Annotated in this window: 17 protein-coding genes; 3 read left to right on the top strand and 14 right to left on the bottom strand. The window is 72.1% G+C overall.

Going from position 1 to position 18,194, the window contains the following annotated elements:
• Positions 1-21: 21 nt before the first annotated feature.
• The 7 genes from M2163_RS19090 to M2163_RS19120 all read right to left on the bottom strand — a co-directional run bounded on the left by M2163_RS19090 (position 22) and on the right by M2163_RS19120 (position 5,773).
• On the bottom strand, positions 22-1,338 hold the full coding sequence (locus M2163_RS19090; protein ID WP_280851587.1) for a beta-xylosidase: 1,317 nt from the start codon (positions 1,336-1,338) through the stop codon (positions 22-24).
• 122 nt (positions 1,339-1,460) lie between these two features.
• On the bottom strand, positions 1,461-1,934 hold the full coding sequence (locus M2163_RS19095; protein WP_280851586.1) for a hypothetical protein: 474 nt from the start codon (positions 1,932-1,934) through the stop codon (positions 1,461-1,463).
• Positions 1,935-2,139: 205 nt separating this feature from the next.
• Entirely contained in the window at positions 2,140-2,493 is a 354-nt protein-coding gene (locus tag M2163_RS19100; protein WP_280851585.1) for a cytidine deaminase, read from the bottom strand.
• A gap of 47 nt (positions 2,494-2,540) precedes the next feature.
• Entirely contained in the window at positions 2,541-2,900 is a 360-nt protein-coding gene (locus tag M2163_RS19105; RefSeq protein ID WP_280851584.1) for an MmcQ/YjbR family DNA-binding protein, read from the bottom strand.
• A complete protein-coding gene (locus M2163_RS19110) occupies positions 2,897-4,207 on the bottom strand; it encodes a hemolysin family protein (protein WP_280851583.1) in 1,311 nt (436 codons plus the stop codon). Before M2163_RS19110 ends, M2163_RS19105 begins: the two co-directional genes overlap by 4 nt.
• Entirely contained in the window at positions 4,204-4,701 is a 498-nt protein-coding gene (gene ybeY / locus M2163_RS19115; RefSeq protein WP_280851582.1) for an rRNA maturation RNase YbeY, read from the bottom strand. The genes M2163_RS19110 and ybeY overlap by 4 nt, the downstream gene beginning before the upstream one ends.
• 13 nt (positions 4,702-4,714) lie before the next feature.
• Positions 4,715-5,773, bottom strand: coding sequence for a PhoH family protein (locus tag M2163_RS19120; RefSeq protein WP_078959977.1), 1,059 nt, complete (start codon positions 5,771-5,773; stop codon positions 4,715-4,717).
• Between the two features lie 252 nt (positions 5,774-6,025).
• Between M2163_RS19120 and M2163_RS19125 the strand changes: the two genes are divergently transcribed.
• On the top strand, positions 6,026-6,742 hold the full coding sequence (locus M2163_RS19125) for an FAD binding domain-containing protein (RefSeq protein WP_280894543.1): 717 nt from the start codon (positions 6,026-6,028) through the stop codon (positions 6,740-6,742).
• 2 nt (positions 6,743-6,744) lie between these two features.
• On the opposite strand, the gene M2163_RS19130 is transcribed toward M2163_RS19125, so the two are convergent.
• The 3 genes from M2163_RS19130 to M2163_RS19140 all read right to left on the bottom strand — a co-directional run bounded on the left by M2163_RS19130 (position 6,745) and on the right by M2163_RS19140 (position 10,252).
• Positions 6,745-7,875, bottom strand: coding sequence for a PfkB family carbohydrate kinase (locus M2163_RS19130; RefSeq protein WP_280854206.1), 1,131 nt, complete (start codon positions 7,873-7,875; stop codon positions 6,745-6,747).
• A 146-nt stretch (positions 7,876-8,021) separates the two neighbouring features.
• Entirely contained in the window at positions 8,022-9,311 is a 1,290-nt protein-coding gene (locus tag M2163_RS19135) for a glucarate dehydratase family protein (RefSeq protein ID WP_280894544.1), read from the bottom strand.
• The gene (locus M2163_RS19140) at positions 9,308-10,252 is read right to left on the bottom strand and encodes a 5-dehydro-4-deoxyglucarate dehydratase (RefSeq protein ID WP_280894545.1); all 945 of its coding nucleotides are present in this window, start codon (positions 10,250-10,252) and stop codon (positions 9,308-9,310) included. The genes M2163_RS19135 and M2163_RS19140 overlap by 4 nt, the downstream gene beginning before the upstream one ends.
• A gap of 115 nt (positions 10,253-10,367) precedes the next feature.
• On the opposite strand from M2163_RS19140, the gene M2163_RS19145 reads away from it, so the two are divergent.
• Positions 10,368-11,171: an IclR family transcriptional regulator gene (locus tag M2163_RS19145; RefSeq protein ID WP_280894546.1), complete on the top strand. Its 804-nt coding sequence runs from the start codon at positions 10,368-10,370 to the stop codon at positions 11,169-11,171.
• A 189-nt stretch (positions 11,172-11,360) separates the two neighbouring features.
• Positions 11,361-12,548, top strand: coding sequence for an MFS transporter (locus tag M2163_RS19150; RefSeq protein ID WP_280894547.1), 1,188 nt, complete (start codon positions 11,361-11,363; stop codon positions 12,546-12,548).
• A 70-nt stretch (positions 12,549-12,618) separates the two neighbouring features.
• On the opposite strand, the gene M2163_RS19155 is transcribed toward M2163_RS19150, so the two are convergent.
• The 4 genes from M2163_RS19155 to M2163_RS19170 form a co-directional block, all read right to left on the bottom strand.
• Positions 12,619-13,608 (bottom strand): adenosine deaminase, encoded by a 990-nt coding sequence (locus M2163_RS19155; protein ID WP_280894548.1) that lies wholly within the window; start codon positions 13,606-13,608, stop codon positions 12,619-12,621.
• Between the two features lie 20 nt (positions 13,609-13,628).
• Positions 13,629-14,534, bottom strand: a complete 906-nt coding sequence (locus M2163_RS19160) for a ribonuclease Z (RefSeq protein WP_280894549.1) — start codon at positions 14,532-14,534, stop codon at positions 13,629-13,631.
• A gap of 6 nt (positions 14,535-14,540) precedes the next feature.
• On the bottom strand, positions 14,541-14,894 hold the full coding sequence (locus M2163_RS19165) for a histidine triad nucleotide-binding protein (RefSeq protein WP_280851574.1): 354 nt from the start codon (positions 14,892-14,894) through the stop codon (positions 14,541-14,543).
• A gap of 88 nt (positions 14,895-14,982) precedes the next feature.
• A complete protein-coding gene (locus tag M2163_RS19170; RefSeq protein ID WP_280894550.1) occupies positions 14,983-18,183 on the bottom strand; it encodes a S41 family peptidase in 3,201 nt (1,066 codons plus the stop codon).
• Between the last annotated feature and the right edge of the window lie 11 nt (positions 18,184-18,194).

The raw sequence follows: 18,194 nt of genomic DNA on the forward strand, positions 1-18,194 counted from the left end.
CGGGTGCGGGCGCCCGTACGGTCAGCTGAGCGTGAGGGTGAGAACGCCGGAGTACGTGCCGACGGGCGTGAACGCCGGGACGTTCAGGGAGAGTCCGGCGTCCACGGTGAACTCACCGCCGGTGAGCGCGGAGTCGGGCGTGGACGCGAGCGTCGCTCCCGAGGATCCGACCGCGCCGGCGGAACCGGCCTGGCAGGTGCTCGGGCTGCCCGCCTTGGTGGCGCAGGTGGGGTTCCAGCTCAGCGCGCCGGCGTCGATCTTAGCGCCGGGTCCGGTGAAGTCGGTGACCTTGCCGGTGAGGGACCAGCCGGCGGGGCCGCCGCGGAAGTCCTGGACGGTCACCTTGTTCAGGTTGCCGGTCGAGGCGCCGCCCTTGCCGTAGTCCACCGCCGAGAGGCTGACGGTGTCCCCGGCCTGGGACATGGACAGCGTGCCGGCCTTCACCGTGGTGGTGACCTTCTGGCTGCCGGCGGGGACGGGCGTGTCGTCGATGACGACGTACGCCTTGGGTCCGGCACCCTTGGCGTCGCTCCACGTGCCGCCCTCGTAGGCCACGACACCGGTCGTGGTCTTGTCGTTGACGACGAGCGAGCCGCTGAAGGCGCCCGAGGAGTCGGCGGTGACGGTGGCGGTGTCCGCGGTCTGGGCGCTGCCCGCCCGGCCTGCCAGGGTGACCGTGGCGCCCGGGGTGAACTTGCTGCCGGTGACGGTGACGCTGTCACCCGGCTTCCCGGAGGCCGAACCCAGCGTGATGTCCCGCTCGTTGACGGGGTTCGCGTCCGTCGCGGTGACCGTCTCGGAGACCGGGGCGGGCGGGGTGATCACCGTGCAGGGCGTGTCCAGTTCGAGGATGTAGCTGGTGTGGATGTTGTAGTCGCCGGGCGAGAGCGTGATCGCGCCGGGTGAGGTGACCTTGAAGGTGCCGGTCATGGCGAACGAGGGGAAGGCGCCGTTGCCCGGCACCGGGTCGTTCTTCTTGGGCCCCGCGACCGTCACGGCACCGGTCTGGGCGCCGCCGAGGGTGACCTTGCCGGTCGGCGTCATGATGTCGGCCGGCAGGGCGATGGCCGTGGGGTTGCTGGCGGCCGGTTTGACCACCGTGTAGGTCACGGTGACGGTGTCGCCGACCTTGGGGTGGGTGTTGTCCACGGCGACCCTGGCCGTCGTGGTGCCGTCGATCGGCGGGATGCCCGCGACCGCGGGCGGGATGCAGTGCGTGGCGAAGTCCACGTCGGTGGCGGCGCCGGCCGGACAGGCCAGTGCGCCGCCCGCGGTGACCGCGAGCGCGGTCGCCCCGAGAAAGGACGCCAGACGGCGTCTTCGAGTCGTCGGACCCATGGATGTGCCCCCTGTCTTCTGCGCTCACTGGGGGCATTGATGTGTGGATCGCGTGAGAAGTCAATGGAGCCGCCGCAGAAATCTGACGTTTCATCAGTTTCCGCGGCGGCCACGGGAGTTGCTCAGTCGAACACGAACGGCCCCGGGGCCTGCGGGCCGGTCGCCGTGCAGGTCACGGTGATCCCGAAGACGACGATCCGCAGCGAACCGCCGTACGACTCCAGGCTGTCCCCGGAGTTCACGGTGCCGCTGAGCGGGCCGACGGTGACGGGGTCCCCGGCGGCGATGGCCGGGTTCTCCGTGCCGGTGAACGTGGTGGTGCCACCGTTCGCGTTCACGAAGGTGAGGGTCGAGGTGATCGAGTCCTCGGAGAGCGCGAGCGGTGCGTTGATCGCGGAGGTGACGGTGACGGTGGCGGCGGTGCCGTCCTGGGTGGCGGTGAGGGTGGCCTGACCGCTGCCGTAGAGGCCGCAGTCCGCGTCGATGGTCGCCGTGTCCGGGGTGACGGCCAGGGCGGCGGGCGCGAACGCGAGTCCGGCGGCCGCGAGCGTGCCGACCGCCAGTGCCGCACCGGTGGCTGTGCGCTTGCCTTTCATGGAATCCGGTTCCCTTCCCGTGGTGGGGACTGCCATGTGGGGATGGACGGGGGGTGCGTCCCGACGGACGGCCGGCCTGCACGGGGCGTGGTGCGGGACGCCGCGTGAGCTGGGATCTGACGGTCCGTCGGAATTTCCGGTTCCATTGATGCGCGTGGAACGAGGAACGGCAAGCCGGAATTCCGGCCAAGTGTTACCGGCGGTATCAGCCGGCGGTCACGGTACCGCGCACGGTGCCGTCGACCCCCGCCACCAGCACCGGCGTCTGCGGCCCACCCAGATCCCGGACGGCGGCCCGGTCCTGCTCGGAGGCCGACTCCGCCTCCGTCACCACGGCCGCCGCCTCCAGGGACTTCGCCCCGGACGCCACCGCCATGGCCACGGCCGTCTGCAGCGCGCTCAGCTTCAGCGACGCCAGCTCGACCGTCCCGGCCACATAGGTCCGCCCGGTCTCGTCCCGCACGGCCGCACCCTCGGGCACCCCGTTGCGGGCCCGCGCCGAACGGGCCAGCGTGACGATCTTGCGGTCCTCGGGGTCAAGCGCACTGTTGTCGGTCATGACAGGAGCATACGAAGTGCGCCCGGCCCGCCGGGCGGGGGATGCGCTCAGGGGCGGTCGAGACGGAGCCGCTCGGCGCGCGGCAGACCGGCCACCACCAGGTCGTACGAGTCCTCCACGAGCTCCCGGACCAGCCGGTCCGGGAGCTCGCCGTCGACCGTGACGGTGTTCCAGTGGCGCTTGTTCATGTGGTAGCCGGGGATGATCAGGCCGGGGTGGTCGGCGCGCAGCCGGATCGCGTCCTCGGGGTCGCACTTGAGGTTGACCGTCAGGGGGCGGTTGTCCAGCCGGCTCAGCGCGAACATCTTGCCGAGCACCTTGAAGACCGAGATCTCCGGGCTGAACGGGAAGTCCTCCACCGCCGCGTTGAACGACAGGCACAGGCCGCGCAGTTCCTCGGGGGTCACTCGGACACCTTCTCCTCCACCTCGGCGGGTCCCAGAGCCGCAACCGGCTCCACCAGGACCGTCACGATCTTGTTCCGGCGCCCCGCGGCGGCCTCCGCGGTCAGACGCAGCTCGCGCCCGTCCGGGAGCTCGACGACCGCCGACGCCCCGGCGATGGGCACCCGGCCCAGCGCCTTCGCCAGCAGTCCCCCGACGGTCTCCACGTCCTCGTCGTCGTACTCGTCGAGCCCGTACAGCTCGCCGAGGTCGGTGATGTCGAGGCGGGCGGTGACCCGGTGACGGTCGTCGCCGAGGTCCTCCACCGGCGGCAGTTCCCGGTCGTACTCGTCGGTGATCTCGCCGACGATCTCCTCGAGGATGTCCTCGATGGTGACGATGCCGGCCGTGCCGCCGTACTCGTCGATGGCCACGGCGACATGGTTGCGGTCCTGCTGCATCTCGCGCAGCAGATCTCCGGCGTTCTTGGTGTCGGGCACGAAGACCGCGGGCCGCATGGCCGTGGACACCAGCTCGCTCTCGGCGTCCCGGCTGATGTGGGTCTTGCGGACCAGGTCCTTCAGGTACACGATCCCCACGATGTCGTCCTCGCTCTCCCCGGACACGGGGATGCGCGAGAAGCCGGAACGCAGTGCGAGGGTCAGCGCCTGCCGGATCGTCTTGTAGCGCTCGATGACGACGAGGTCGGTGCGCGGCACCATGACCTCCCGCACCAGCGTGTCGCCCAGCTCGAAGACCGAGTGCACCATGCGGCGCTCCTCGTCCTCGATCAGCGACTCCTTCTCGGCGAGGTCGACCAGCGCGCGCAGCTCCGCCTCGGAGGCGAACGGGCCCCGGCGGAAGCCCTTGCCGGGGGTGAGGGCGTTGCCGATGAGAATCAGCAACGACGGGATCGGGCCCATGATCCGGGCAAGCGGGAGCAGGACGTACGCGGCCGCGGTCGCCGTGTTGAGCGGGTGCTGGCGCCCGATGGTGCGCGGGGACACCCCCACGGCCACGTACGACACCAGCACCATGACACCGATCGCGACCAGCAGGGCGCGGGTGGTGCCGGGGAACTCCTGGAGACAGGCGTAGGTGACCAATGCAGCCGCCGCCATCTCGCAGGCCACGCGCACCAGCAGCGCCACGTTGAGATAGCGCGTCGGGTCGGCGGCGACCTGCGCGAGCTTGGCGCTGCCCCGCCGGCCGTTGCGGACGGCTTCCTCGGCGCGGAAGCTGGAGACGCGCGCGAGGCCCGCCTCCGCGCAGGCGGCCAGCCAGGCGACGACGACCAGGGCGATCGCGCCGGAGACGAGGGGCAGGCTCATGAGACGGTCGGCGCGGGGGACGGGCCGGTGAGCCCCTTCTCCTGCCGCCATCCGTCCACGATGGCCGCCTGGAGGCCGAACATCTCGGCCTTCTCGTCCGGCTCCTCGTGGTCGTAGCCCAGCAGGTGCAGCACACCGTGGACGGTGAGGAGCTGGAGCTCCTCGTCCATGGAGTGCTGCGTCGCGGCCTCCTCGCCCTGCTTCTTGGCGACCTCCGGGCAGAGCACGATGTCGCCGAGGAGGCCCTGCGGGGGCTCGTCGTCGTCCTTGCTGGGCGGCCGGAGCTCGTCCATCGGGAACGACATGACGTCGGTGGGCCCCGGCAGGTCCATCCACTGGATGTGCAGCTGCTCCATGGCATCTTCGTCCACGACGATCACCGAGAGCTCGGAGAGCGGGTGGATGCGCATCCGCGCGAGCGCGTAGCGGGCGATGTCGAGGATCGCCTGCTCGTCGACCTCGGTTCCGGACTCGTTGTTGACGTCGATCGACATGGTGCTGGCTTGTCTACTTCCGCTTGTTCCGGCCGCCCTTGTGGGTGCCGTTCTCCGTACCGTTCTCGGTGTCGTACTTCTCGTACGCGTCGACGATACGGCCGACCAGCTTGTGCCGTACGACGTCCTGGGACGACAGGCGGGAGAAGTGCACGTCCTCCACACCCTCCAGGATGTCCTGCACCTGCCGCAGCCCGGACTTGGTGCCGTTCGGCAGGTCGACCTGCGTCACGTCACCGGTGATCACGATCTTCGAGTCGAAGCCGAGCCGGGTGAGGAACATCTTCATCTGCTCGGGCGAGGTGTTCTGGGCCTCGTCCAGGATGATGAAAGCATCATTAAGGGTGCGACCCCTCATGTACGCCAGCGGCGCGACCTCGATCGTCCCGGCGGCCATCAGCCTCGGGATCGAGTCCGGGTCCAGCATGTCGTGCAGGGCGTCGTACAGCGGGCGCAGGTACGGGTCGATCTTCTCGTAGAGGGTGCCGGGCAGGAAGCCGAGCCGCTCGCCCGCCTCCACCGCGGGGCGGGTCAGGATGATGCGGTTGACCTGCTTGGACTGGAGGGCCTGCACCGCCTTGGCCATGGCGAGGTAGGTCTTGCCGGTACCGGCGGGGCCGATGCCGAAGACGATCGTGTGCTTGTCGATCGCGTCGACGTACCGCTTCTGGTTGAGGGTCTTGGGGCGGATGGTGCGGCCGCGCGAGGACAGGATGTTCTGTGTGAGCACCTCGGCCGGGGTCTCCTGGCCGTCGCTCGTCCCGTTCTCGCTCGCTCGCAGCATGGCGATCGAGCGTTCCACTGCGTCCTCCGTCATCGGCTGTCCGGTGCGGAGCACCAGCATCATCTCGTCGAACAGGCGCTGGACGAGGGCGACGTCCGCCGCCGCGCCGGTCGCGCTGATCTCATTGCCCCGGACATGGATGTCGGCCGCCGGGAAGGCCTTCTCGATCACGCGCAGGAGCGAGTCGCCCGATCCCAGGACCGAGACCATGGGGTGCTGGGCGGGGACGGTGAACTGTGCTCTCGCCTGCCCCTGCGCGGGGCTGTGACCTGTGGGTGTCTGAGTCATGGGCCGGCGCTTAAGGCCTGCGGTTCCTCCTCGTCACGGCCGCGCAACTGGAGGCGGCCTCGCGGATTCAAGGGTACGACGGTGCACTGACAACGCCGTAGGGCTTTTCGACCACCGGGGCGCCCTCGATGCAGCGGTGAGCCCTGCATGCTCCCCCCGCACGCCGGGGAGAATGCGCTCGCTACCACGTGTGTTCGAAGACCTCGACGGCGGCGGTGGCCGTGGAGTCCGTACGGAGAAAGCGGGAAACCCGTGCTGTTGCGTCTGCCCACCTCCCTGCCCGAGGCCCAGGAGTGCCTGTCCGACGGGGCGATACCCGTCGGCGGCGCCACGCTCGTGTGGGCCGCGTGGCAACGCGACGGCTTCCCCGAGCAGGCCGTGTCGCTGCGCGAGGTGCCGGAGGCGAACGTCCTGGGGGCCGGGGAGGTCGGGGCGGCGGTCCTGCTGCACCGGATCGACGCGCGGGTGCCGGAGGTGCTGCACCGGGCCGCGGCCGGCGTCGGCACCGGAGCCGTGCGCCGGACCGCCACGGTCGGCGGGAACGTCGTCGGCAGCACCCTGCGCTGTCTGCTGCCCGCCGCCCTCGTGCTCGGCGCCCGTGCGCGGGTGCTGGCGGCGGAGGGTCCGTTCGAGACCGACCTCGCCGAACTGCTCGCCAAGAAGCCGTTGCTGCTGAGCCTGCACTGGGACGATCCGCTGGTCAGCGGCTACCGCAAGGTGGCCGAGGCCCCGGGCGGCCCGCCGCCCCTGGTCGTCGCCACGGCCGTGCACGCCGGCGAGCGCCCCGTGCTGCGCGTCGCCGTCCGTGACGGCTACGACTTCCTGACCGGGAGCGTGCCCTGCGGCACGGGCACGGACACCGTGCTAGACGGCCTGGGGGCGACAGCGGTCGGTGCGCTGCCCGCGGAGGCCCGCGAGGTGGTCCGGGAGCAGGTGGTGTCGGTTCTGGAGCGGGCCGCGGACCGCTGAGGTCAGGTCGACCTGCCGAAGCCGATCGTCGGTACCGCCCGCCGCAGGGGCCAGCCCGGGGCCGTCTCCTCGGGGACCAGGTCCGCCAGGAAGGCGTACCGGCGCAGCGCGGCCGGGGCCTGGGAGGTCACGGACTGCACCTTGCGCCACCAGGCGCCGATCTCGGACCAGCCCGGCGCGGAGAGGGAGCCGCCGAACTCCTGGACGGAGAGTGCGGCGGTCAGGCCGGCGAAGGCCAGCCGGTCGGCCAGCGGCCAGCCCGCGAGGGTGCCGGTGACGAAGCCGGCCACGAAGACGTCCCCGGCGCCGGTCGGGTCGAGCGCCTCGACCTCGATCGCGGGGACCTCGGCGGCCTCCCCGGTGCGCCGGTCCACGGCGTAGGCGCCCTCCGCGCCGAGGGTGACCACGGCGAGCGGCACGTGCTCGGTGAGCGCGTGGGCGGCCTCGCGGGGGCTGGGGGCGCCGGTGTAGCGCATCGCCTCCTCGGCGTTCGGCAGGAAGGCCTCGCAGTGTTCGAGGTCGGCGAGGCCCGCCAGGTCCCAGGCGCCGGTCTCGTCCCAGCCGACGTCGGCGAAGATGCGGGTGCCCTTGTCCGCCGCCTGGGCGATCCAGGGGGCGCGCTTGCCCGGCTCCAGTGAGGCCACGGCCGCACGCGCGCGTGGGGGGCAGTCCGGCGCGGGCTCCTCGGGGGGCGGTGCGTGGCCGTGGGAGACCATGGTGCGCTCGCCCTCGTACGCCATCGACACGGTGACCGGTGAGTGCCAGCCGGGCACCCTGCGCGACGGGGAGAGGTCGATGCCCTCGCCCTGCTCCAGGGCGTCCCAGCAGTACTCGCCGTAGTGGTCGTCGCCGAAGGCCGCGGCCAGCGAGGTGCGCAGTCCGAGCCGGGACAGTGCGGTCGCCATGTTCGCCACCCCGCCGGGGCTGGAGCCCATTCCGCGGGCCCAGGACTCGGTCCCGCGCACCGGGGCGGAGCCGAGCCCGGTGAAGATGATGTCGAGGAAGACGGTGCCGGTGAGGTAGACGTCCCAGGGCGGATCGCCGGGTGCGCGCACGGCGGCCAGGGGGTCGACCTGGGCCTGGCACTGCCCCGCTGTGCCGATGTACGACGGTCCCTTTCCGTTGGACGCGATCACGGTGAGCTCCCTGCGCGTGGTGCCGATCAGGCCAGTCTGCACCACAGCGCCGGCAACGGGTCGGCGCTCACCCGCGACCCGCCCGGCACGTCGGACCCCCGCAGTCCCTCGCGTCCGGGCCCTCCGGCACAGCCGGCCCCCGCCTACCAGCGCGGCACGGCCGGCACGGTCCAGTCCGGCTCGGCCACCCGCATCGCCGCGGCGTCGTCGCGCTCCCGCAGCGTCCCGTCGTCGTCCAGCCACCGCCGGTGCAGGAACTCGACCTTCTCCCGGTCGAGTTCCACGCCGAGTCCGGGCGCGTCGGAGACCCGGACCGCCCCGTCCTCGAAGACCAGCCGCTCGGTGAGCACGTCCTCCGACTGCCACGGGTAGTGCGAGTCGCAGGCGTGGTGGAGATTCGGCACGGTGGCCGCCACCTGGGTCATGGCGGCCAGGGAGATCCCGAGGTGGGTGTTGGAGTGCATGGACACGCCCACCCCGAAGGTCCGGCAGATCGCGGCGAGTTGCTGGGTGTTGCGCAGCCCGCCCCAGTAGTGGTGGTCCGAGAGCACCACCTGGACGGCGTCCCGGGCGAACGCCTCCTTGATCTCCGCGAAGGTCGTCACGCACATGTTGGTGGCCAGCGGGACATCGGTCCCGGCGGACACCTCCGCCATGGCCGCGGTTCCCAGCGCGGGATCCTCCAGGTACTCCAGGACGTCCCCGAGCTCGCGGGCCACCTTCAGCGAAGTGGCCACGCTCCAGGCCCCGTTGGGGTCGAGCCGCAGGGGGTGTCCGGGGAAGGCCTCGGCGAGCGCCCGGACCGCGGCGATCTCCTCGTCCGGCGGGAAGACCCCGCCCTTGAGCTTGAAGGACGTGAAGCCGTACCGCTCCGTGAACAGCCGGGCCTGCTCCACCACGCCCGCCGGGTCGAGGGCGGCCCCCCAGTCGTCCTTCTCGGAGGCGACGCCCTCGGGGTGTGCGGCCCATTTGTAGAAGAGGTACGCGCTGTAGTCGACCGCGTCCCGTACCTTGCCGCCGAGCAGCGCGTGCACGGGCAGCCCGAGCGCCTTGCCCAGCGCGTCGAGACAGGCCACCTCGAACCCGGAGACGACGGACAGCCGCAGCTTGTCGGCGGTCTGCACGCCCCGCAGCCCGCCGACGTCGACCTGTCCGGACACCCGGGAGGAGTCGACGGTCACCCGGTCCGCGAGCGTGAACAGCCCGTTCGCGTCGCTGACCTCACGTCCGACCAGTCCGGCGGCGAAGGGCCGGGCCAGTTCCAGGTACTTGGTGTCCCCGTACGTCTCCCCGACCCCCACGATGCCGTCCGCGGTCTCGACCTCGACGATCAGCCGGGGTGTGTACGGCTGGTGCACGCCCTGGGTGTTCAGCAGCGGCGGATCGGCGACCAGGATCGGGGTCAGCCGGACGTCGGTGATCGTGAGGTTCACAGCGTGGCTCCTACGAGGTCGAGGCCGGTGGTCAGCAGCCGGCGCAGGTCCGTGAGATCGGCGTCCGACGGATCGGTGAGCGGCGCGCGTACGGGCCCGACCGGGTGCCCCCGCAGCCGTGCCGCCGCCTTCACCAGCGACACGGCGTACCCGGGCACCCGGTCCCGGAGCTCGACGAGCGGAACGTAGAAGTCGCGCAGCAGCTTCTCCACCAGGCCGTCGCCCTCGTGGCCCTCGCGCAGGGCGTCGAAGAAGGCGCCCGCGATCTCGGGGGCGAAGGCGTGGACGGCCGAGGAGTAGGCGGGGACGCCGACGGTGGCGTAGGCGCGGGCCTGGATCTCGGCGGTGGAGGCGCCGTTGAAGAACAGGAAGTCCTCGGGGGCGGCGAGGGTGAGGCGCTGGAGCCGGTCGAGGTCGCTGTGTCCGTCCTTGAGCCCGATGACACCGGGGATCGCGGTGATCCGCCGGAACGCGTCCGCCCCGAAGGCGACCTGGCCGCGCTGGTAGGCGATGAGCGGCAGCCGGGTGCGGGCCGCGATCTGCTCCAGCTGGGCGACGAGCCCGTCCTGCGGGGCGGCGACGAGGTAGTGCGGGAGGACCAGCAGCGCGTCCGCCCCCGCATCCTCGGCGATCCGGGCGAATCGGACGGCCTGCGCCCAGCCGTAGCCGGTCCCGGCGACGACGGGCACCCGCCCGCCGGCCTCCTGGACCGCGAGGGTGACGACCTGGCGGTACTCGTCCTCGTCCAGGGAGAAGAACTCGCCGGTGCCGCAGGCCGGGAAGACCGCGCCCGGCCCGCGGTCCAGCTGCGTGGCCAGGTGCGCGCGGAAGCCGTCGGGGTCCAGGGTGCCGTCGTCGTGGAAGCTCGTGAGCGGGAACGACAGCACGCCGCGTGCCATGCCGTCCCGCAGTCGTCGGGCCGTGTCCGGGTCGGGGGTCACCCTCGGTCATCTCCCTATGTAGACGTAATCCACGTATGAAGATGGAGATTAGGTAGACGAATCCCGTCCGTCAATGGGTCCGCCCCGGCTTTGCCCGGCCGATTACGATCGGCGCATGTCAGAGACAGGGGTCGAGCGCCCGGAGTCCGGCGGGGTCCGCGAGGTCAAGTCGGCGGCCCGCACGGTCGAGCTCCTCGAACTGCTGGCCGCGCGCGGCGACCGCCCGGCCCGGCTCCAGGAGCTGGCGGACGAACTGGGCGTGCCGCGCAGTTCGATGTACGCGCTGCTCCAGACCCTGATCTCGCGCGGCTGGGTCCGCACCGACGTCACCGGCTCGCTCTACGGCATCGGCATCCACGCCCTGCTCACCGGCACCAGCTACCTCGACTCCGACCCGCGGGTGCGGGTCGTACGGCCGTATCTCGACGAGGCGTCCGAGGCGCTGGGGGAGACGATCCACATGGGGCGGCTCGACGGCCGGAACGTGGCCTATCTGGCGACGCGCGAGTCGCACGAGTACCTGCGGACCATCAGCAGGGTCGGCCGCCGGCTGCCCGCGCACGTCGGCGCGCTCGGCAAGGCGCTGCTGGCCGAGCGGCCCGACGAGAGGCTCCCCGAGGGGCCGTACGAGGCGCTCACCCCCAACTCCCACACCACCCGCGGCTCCCTGCTGGCCGACCTCACCGAGGTCCGCGCCCGCGGCTACGCGGTCGACCGCGAGGAGGGTGTCCTCGGCATCGTGGGCTTCGGCTTCGCGCTGCGCTACGACTCCCCCGCCCAGGACGCCGTCAGCTGCTCGGTCCCGGTGGCCCGGCTGACGCCGGAGCACGAACAGCAGATCATCGCGGTGATGCGCGAGATCAGGATCAAGATCGAGGCGACGGCACCGGGTGCGGGAGGCGCCCCCAGCTGGCGTTAGGAGCGAGCAAGAAGGTCGCTCTTCTACCCGACTTCCCCTGCCCCAAACGGAACGTGATCCACATCACGCCACCCGGGCTTCTTCCACAACCGCGTGCTTGATACAAATTCTTCGCGCGTTCCTGTCCATCGACGGCTTGCGCCCAACCCCCTTTTCGAGCCGCTTCTTTCGCATGCCCTGGGAACGCCCGTGTCCGCCCCTCGCACCACCCTGCCCTGGCCCCTGATCGCCCTTTTCACGGCCGGGTACCTCGCCCCCTACCTCCTGCCGACCACCGTCGGCAGACTCGACTCCGGGCTCGCGCTCACCGCCACCGAGGCCGGTGCCGTCGGCAGTGCGCTGCTGCTGAGCTCGGCGGCGGCAGGCTTCCTGCTCGCCTCCCGCGTCGACCGCCTCGGCCCCCGCACCCTCGCCCGTCTCGGCCTCACCCTGGCCGTCCTCGGCTACGGCGGCGCCGCCCTCGCCCACGCCGTCCCGGCCGTCGTCGTGGGCGCCCTCATCGGCGGCTTCGGATCCGGTACGGCGACGGCGGTGGCCGCCACCGGCATCGCCGCCCAGCCCGACCCGCACCGCACCACCACGGCCGGCCTGCTCGGCGTCTCCGCACTCGCCGGCGCCGTCTACCTGACCGTCCCGCACCTGGGCCCCGGCCACGGCCAGCCGCTCGCCGCGATCGCCCTCACCGCGCTGGCGGTCTGGCCCCTGACGGGCCGTCTCCCGCTCGCCACGGCCCCCGCCCGAAGCCGCGAGAGGGGCGCCCCGCTCCCCCACCTCCGGGCCGGCCTCCTCCTCGCCGCCACCCTCCCCTGCTGGTCCCTGGCCCAGAACGCCCTCTGGGGCGTCAGCGGCCGCATCGGGCTCACCCAGGCCCACCTCTCCGAGGCCACGGTCGGCGCGGTCTTCGCGATCGCACTCGGCGCGGGCCTGCTGGGCGTCGTCGGCGCGGGCGCCCTCGGCCCCCGGCTCGGCCGCGCGCTCCCCATCGGCGGCGGCACGGTCCTCATCGCCGCGTGCATCACGCTGAGCGCCTCCGCGACCGACCTGACGTCCTTCGCGACCGGCGAGATCGCGTGGAACACGCTCTACCCGATCGTCCTGTCGTACGTCATCGGCCTGGCCGCCTCCCTCGACCCGCGCGGCCGCTGGGCGGTCCTGGTCGGCTCGGCGTCATCGTTGGGCACGGCAGCGGGCCCACTGACGGGCAGCGTCCTCGCATCGGAGGCAGGTTTCCCGGCGATGGGCACGGCCCTGGCAGCGGGCCTGCTACTGATCGCGGTACCGATGACGGCGGTGGCACTGGGTGCAGGGCGCCGGAGGTTGCCGGTGGTGGAAATCCAGGTGGAAACCCAGGCGTACGACAAAGCAACGGCGGCGTGAGGGCCTTTGCTTTTAGGGGCGCGGGGAACTGCGCGACAAGCCACGACGCACCCGCACCCGACAACGCACCTCAGAACTCGTACGCATCAACTTCCGCAAGATACCGAGCCCGCAGCCCCTCATCATGCTCCAAGAAGGACGCGAGGAAAGAGTTCCGGGCCAACTCCCGCAACCGCTCCTCCCCTAGGCCCAGCGCCGAGCGAACCGCCTCGAAGTTGTCCCCCGCATACCCCCCGAAATACGCCGGGTCGTCAGAGTTCACCGTGCACAGAAGCCCCGCATCCAACATCGCCGGCAACGGATGATCACCCAGCACATCAACCGTCCGCAGCCGCACGTTGGACAAGGGACACAAGGTCAGCGGCACGCGATCCCGCACGAGCCGCTCCACCAGCTCCGGCGACTCCATGCACCGCAACCCGTGGTCGACCCGTTCCACCCCCAGCACGTCCAGCGCCTCGACGATGTACGACGGCGGCCCCTCCTCCCCCGCGTGCGCCACCCGCCGCAGCCCCAATGCCGCCGCGGCCTCGTACACCTCGCGGAACTTCACCGGCGGATGCCCCACCTCGGCGGAGTCGAGCCCCACCCCGACGATCCGGTCCAGGTACGGCCTCGCGGCCTCAAGGGTCTGAAGCGCCGACTCCGCGGACTCGTCCCGCAGGAAGCACATGATCAGCTGGGTGGAGACACCGTGGTTCTCCGAGCTGCGTCCCAGCGCCCGCCACAGCCCCTCCACGACCGTTCCCATCTCCACGCCCCGCGCGATGTGCGCCTGCGGATCGAAGAAGATCTCCGCGTGCCGCACCCCCTGCGCCGCGGCCCGGGCGAGGTAGGCGTCGGCCAGGTCCTCGAAGTCCCGCTCGGTGCGCAGGACGGCCATGAGCTCGTAGTACAGGTTCAGGAAGGACTGGAGGTCCTCGAAGTCGTACGCCTTGCGGAGCTCGTCCGTGGAGGCGTAGGGCAGCTCGACGCCGTTGCGGGCGGCCAGCTCGAAAGCCAGCTCCGGTTCCAGGGTGCCTTCGATGTGCAGGTGCAGCTCAGCTTTGGGGAGGGACATCAAAGCATCGTACGACCGGTTTACCGCCGTTTCGGAACCGGGACCCGGAGCAGGTCGTGGGCCACGGTCAGCTCGCCCTCGAACCCGGCCGCCCGCGCCTGCCGTTCGAACTCCTCCGGCTCGGAGTAGCGCTGGCTGAAGTGGGTGAGCACGAGATGCCGTACGCCGGCGTCACGGGCCACGGCCGCGGCCTGTCCGGCGGTCAGGTGGCCGTGCTCCACCGCGAGTCCCTCGTCCTCGTCGAGGAAGGTCGACTCGATGACGAGCAGGTCGCAGCCGTCCGCGAGGGCGGGGACGCCGTCGCAGAGTCGGGTGTCCATGACGAACGCGAACCGCTGGCCACGGCGGACCTCGCTGACGTCGTCGAGAAAGACGCCGTTCACGGAGCCCTCCCGCTGGAGCCGTCCGACGTCGGGCCCCTTGATGCCGTGCGCGGCGAGGCGGTCGGGGAGCATGCGGCGGCCGTCGGGTTCGGTGAGGCGGTAGCCGTAGGACTCGACGGGGTGCGACAGCCTGCGGGCCTCCAGCGTGTAGCCGCCGGTCCGCGCGAGCACCCCGTCGGCCTCAACCGGCGCCTCGGTGAGCCGGACCGTCTCCCGGTACGCCGTCGCGTACCGCAGGCGGTCGAAGAAGCGCTGCCCCGACTTCGGGTAGTGCGCGGTGACCTGGTGCGGGACCCGGTCGAGGTTGATGCGCTGGATCACTCCCGCGAGGCCGAGGGAGTGGTCGCCGTGGAAGTGCGTGACGCAGATCCGGTTCAGGTCGTGGGCGGCGACCCCGGCGCGCAGCATCTGGCGCTGGGTGCCCTCGCCGGGGTCGAAGAGGATGCCCTCGCCGTCCCAGCGCAGCAGGTAGCCGTTGTGGTTGCGGTGCCTTGTGGGGACCTGGCTCGCTGTGCCGAGGACGACCAACTCACGTACGGACACGGCGAGTTACCCGGGGGGCCACTGGAGACCGCGGCCGCCGATCACATGGGCGTGGGCGTGCCAGACGGTCTGTCCGGCGCCGGAGCCCGTGTTGAAGACGGTGCGGTAGCTCTCCAGCTTCTCCTGTTCGGCGACGGCCTGGGTCGCCCCGAGGACGTCCGCGGCGAGTTGCGGTTCCGCGGCGGCGAGGGCGGCGGCGTTCTCGTAGTGCGCCTTGGGGATCACGAGGACGTGCGTGGGGGCCTGGGGGTTGATGTCCCGGAAGGCGACGGTCGTCTCCGACTCACGGACGATCGTCGCCGGGATCTGGCCCGCCACGATCTTGCAGAACAGGCAGTCGTCCTGGGGTTCCCCTGGCATGGTGGTCCCTTCGCGTTGGCTTTCGGGGGGCATCGTATCGTCGGCGGGTGCGGGTGGGTCGTGGCTGGTCGCGCAGTTCCCCGCGCCCCTAGGTGGGGATCCCCGGCGGTGTCTTCGCAGGGCTGTTCTCCAGCTCCTCCAGCGCGATCCGCACCGCCTCGTCCAACTGGGCGTCCCTGCCCGCCGCGTAGTCCTGCGGCCGCTGGACGACCTCCACGTCCGGGTCGACCCCGTGGTTCTCCACGCCCCACTCGTACCCCTCCAGCCAGAAGGCGTACTTGGGCTGGGTGATCAGCGTGCCGTCGACCAGCCGGTACCGGCTGTCGATCCCGATGACCCCGCCCCAGGTGCGGGTGCCGACGACCGGGCCGATGCCCAGCGCCTTGATCGCCGCATTGACGATGTCGCCGTCCGAGCCGGAGAACTCGTTGGCCACGGCGACCACGGGACCGCGCGGCGCGTCCCTCGGATAGCTGTACGCGCGCATTCCGCGCGGCAGCGCCCAGCCGACGATCCGGCGGGCCAGCTTCTCCACGACGAGCTGGGAGGTGTGTCCGCCGCGGTTCTCGCGCACGTCGACCACCAGTCCCTCGCGGGCCACCTCGACGCGCAGGTCGCGGTGGATCTGGGCCCAGCCCGGGGCCTGCATGTCCGGCACGTGCAGATACCCGAGGCGCCCGCCCGACTTCTCGTGGACGTAGGCACGGCGGTCGGCGACCCAGTGGTGGTAGCGCAGCGGCTCCTCGTCGGAGACGGGGACGACCACGGCGTGGCGCAGCTCGCCGCCGCCGGACGGGGAGACGGTGAGCTCGATCGGCCGGCCGGCCGTGCCGACGAGGAGCGGTCCGGGACCGGTGACCGGGTCGACCGGCCGGCCGCCCACCGCCACGATCGCGTCCCCGGCGCGGACCGCCACCCCGGGTGCGGCGAGCGGGGAGCGGGCCGCGGGGTCGGAGGTCTCGGTCGGCAGGATCCGGTCGATGCGCCAACTGCCGTCCTCGTGACGGGAGATGTCGGCGCCGAGGAGGCCCTGGCGGGGCCCGTGGCCGTGGCCGCCGCGGGGGGTGACGTAGGCGTGGGAGGTGCCCAGCTCGCCGTGCACCTCCCAGAGCAGGTCGACGAGGTCGTCGTGGGTGGCGAGGCGGTCCAGGACCGGACGGTAGCGGTCGAGGACGCCCTGCCAGTCGACACCGCTCATGTCGGGCCGCCAGAAGTGGTCCCGCATGATGCGGCCGGTCTCCTCGTACATCTGCCGCCACTCGGCCGACGGGTCGACGGTCTGCCGGATGCGGCCGAGGTCGACGGAGATGTTCGTGTCGCTGTCGTCGTCGTTGGAGGCCCGGCGGTCGCTCGGTACGACCTTCAGGCGGCCGTCGGTCCACAGCAGGACCCGCTTGCCGTCCCCGCTGACGGCGAAGTGGTCGGCGTCGGCGGCGAGGTGTTCCAGGCGCTGCTGGGCGAGGTCGTAGCGCTGGAGGTCGGTCTTGGGGTCGGGGTCGTCCGGGGTGGCCCGGGAGGAACCGAGGACGCCCTGGACGGGGTGGCGCAGCCACAGCACGCCGTCCTTGGCCGCGCGCAGGTTGGAGTAGCGGCCGGCCTCCACCGGGAAGGGCACGATCCGGTCGGCGAGGCCTTCGAGGTCGATCCGGGTGGCGGGGGTGCCCTCGCTGTCGGGGGTCTCGTCCTTGTCGGGGGCCTCGAAGGGCCGGCCGTGGCGCTGCGGGCCGAACGGGGACGGGGTGGTCGCGGCCAGGGTGATCAGGTGCGGGCGGTCGCCGACGACGAACGCGAGGTCGAAGACGTGCTCGTCGTAGACCGGGTCGAAGGAGCGGTTGGACAGGAACGCCAGGTGCTTGCCGTCGAGGGTGAAGGCGGGGGCGTAGTCCTGGAAGCGCAGCGGGGTCGCCTCGGTGACCGACAGGTCGGTGGTGTTGGCGAGGCGGAGCTGGCAGAGCGGGGCGGGGCCGGGGTGCGACCAGGCGAGCCAGGCCGAGTCGGGCGAGAAGGTCAGTCCCCGTACGTCGCCGTCCTCGCTGCGGTCGACCTCGCGGACCTCGCCGGTCTCCCGCTCGACGAGCAGGACGCGGCCGTCGTGCGCGGCGACCGCTGCCCTGCTGCCGTCGGGGGCCATGGCGAGTCCGAGGACGCGGCCGAGCTGTCCGGCGGCGAGGCGGCGCGGGGTGGCGCCGGGGGCCAGTCCGGTGGCGGGCGCGAACTCCAGGGCGTCGTCGCCCTCCGCGTCCGTCACCCACACCACCCACTCCTCGCCCTCGGTGCGGAAGGTGCGCGGCAGCCGGGCCCGTACGCCGGGCTCCGCGGCTAGCGCGCGGGCGGGGCCGGAGCGGTGGGTGACCCAGTGGACGGCGCCGCGCACGGCGACCGCGCTGCCGCGCCCGGTGTGGTCGGGGGCGGCCGAGCCGAACCAGCGGGAGGCGTCCACCGGGAACGGCTGCCGGTCGGCCCGCTGTCCGCCGAGCCGGACCTGAAGGCGGCGCGGTTCGGCGCCGTCGAGGTCGTCGAGGATCCACAGCTCACCGGCCGACGTGTAGACGACCCTGGTGCCGTCGCCGGAGGCGTGCCGGGCGTAGTAGCCGTCGAGGGGAGTGTGCCGGCGCAGGTCGGAGCCGTCGGCGAGGGAGGAGTAGACGGCCCCGGTGCCCTCGTGATCGGACAGGAAGGCGATCCGGTCGCCCGCCCACACCGGGTACTCGAGGTTCCCGTCCAGGTCGTCGTGGAGCCGTACGAACTCGCCGTCGCCGTCGCGGTCGATCCACAGCTTGCCCGCGGTGCCGCCCCGGTACCGCTTCCACCAGGCGGCCTCCCGGCCCATCGGCGCGGAGAGGAGCACGGTCGCCGGGCCGTGGGCGACATCGCCGACGGGACCGTACGGCAGGGTGGTGCCGGGTCCGCCGTCGAGCGGGACGGTGTGCGCCCAGCTGCGGCGCAGGCTGGCCTGGCCGTGGGTGGTGATCGCGAGGACCTCGCCGTCCGGGGTCCAGCCGCGCACCTGGGTGCGCGTGCTGCCCCAGTGGGTCAGCCTTCTGGACGGGCCGCCGTCGACCGGGGCGATGTGCACCTCGGGGGCGCCGTCGCGGGCGGAGGTCCAGGCGACGGTGGTGCCGTCGGGCGAGATGCGGGGGTGGGTGACCGGGACGTTGTCCGCGCTGACCCGCCAGGCGCGCCCGCCGTCGAGCGGCGCGAGCCACACGTCGTCCTCGGCGGTGAAGGCCACCAACTCGCCCTGCAGGTGCGGAAACCGGAGATATGCAGACGTCGCAGGCTGTGTCACCCGATCACCCT

The organism is Streptomyces sp. SAI-135 (assembly GCF_029893805.1).
Taxonomy (GTDB): Bacteria; Actinomycetota; Actinomycetes; order Streptomycetales; family Streptomycetaceae; genus Streptomyces.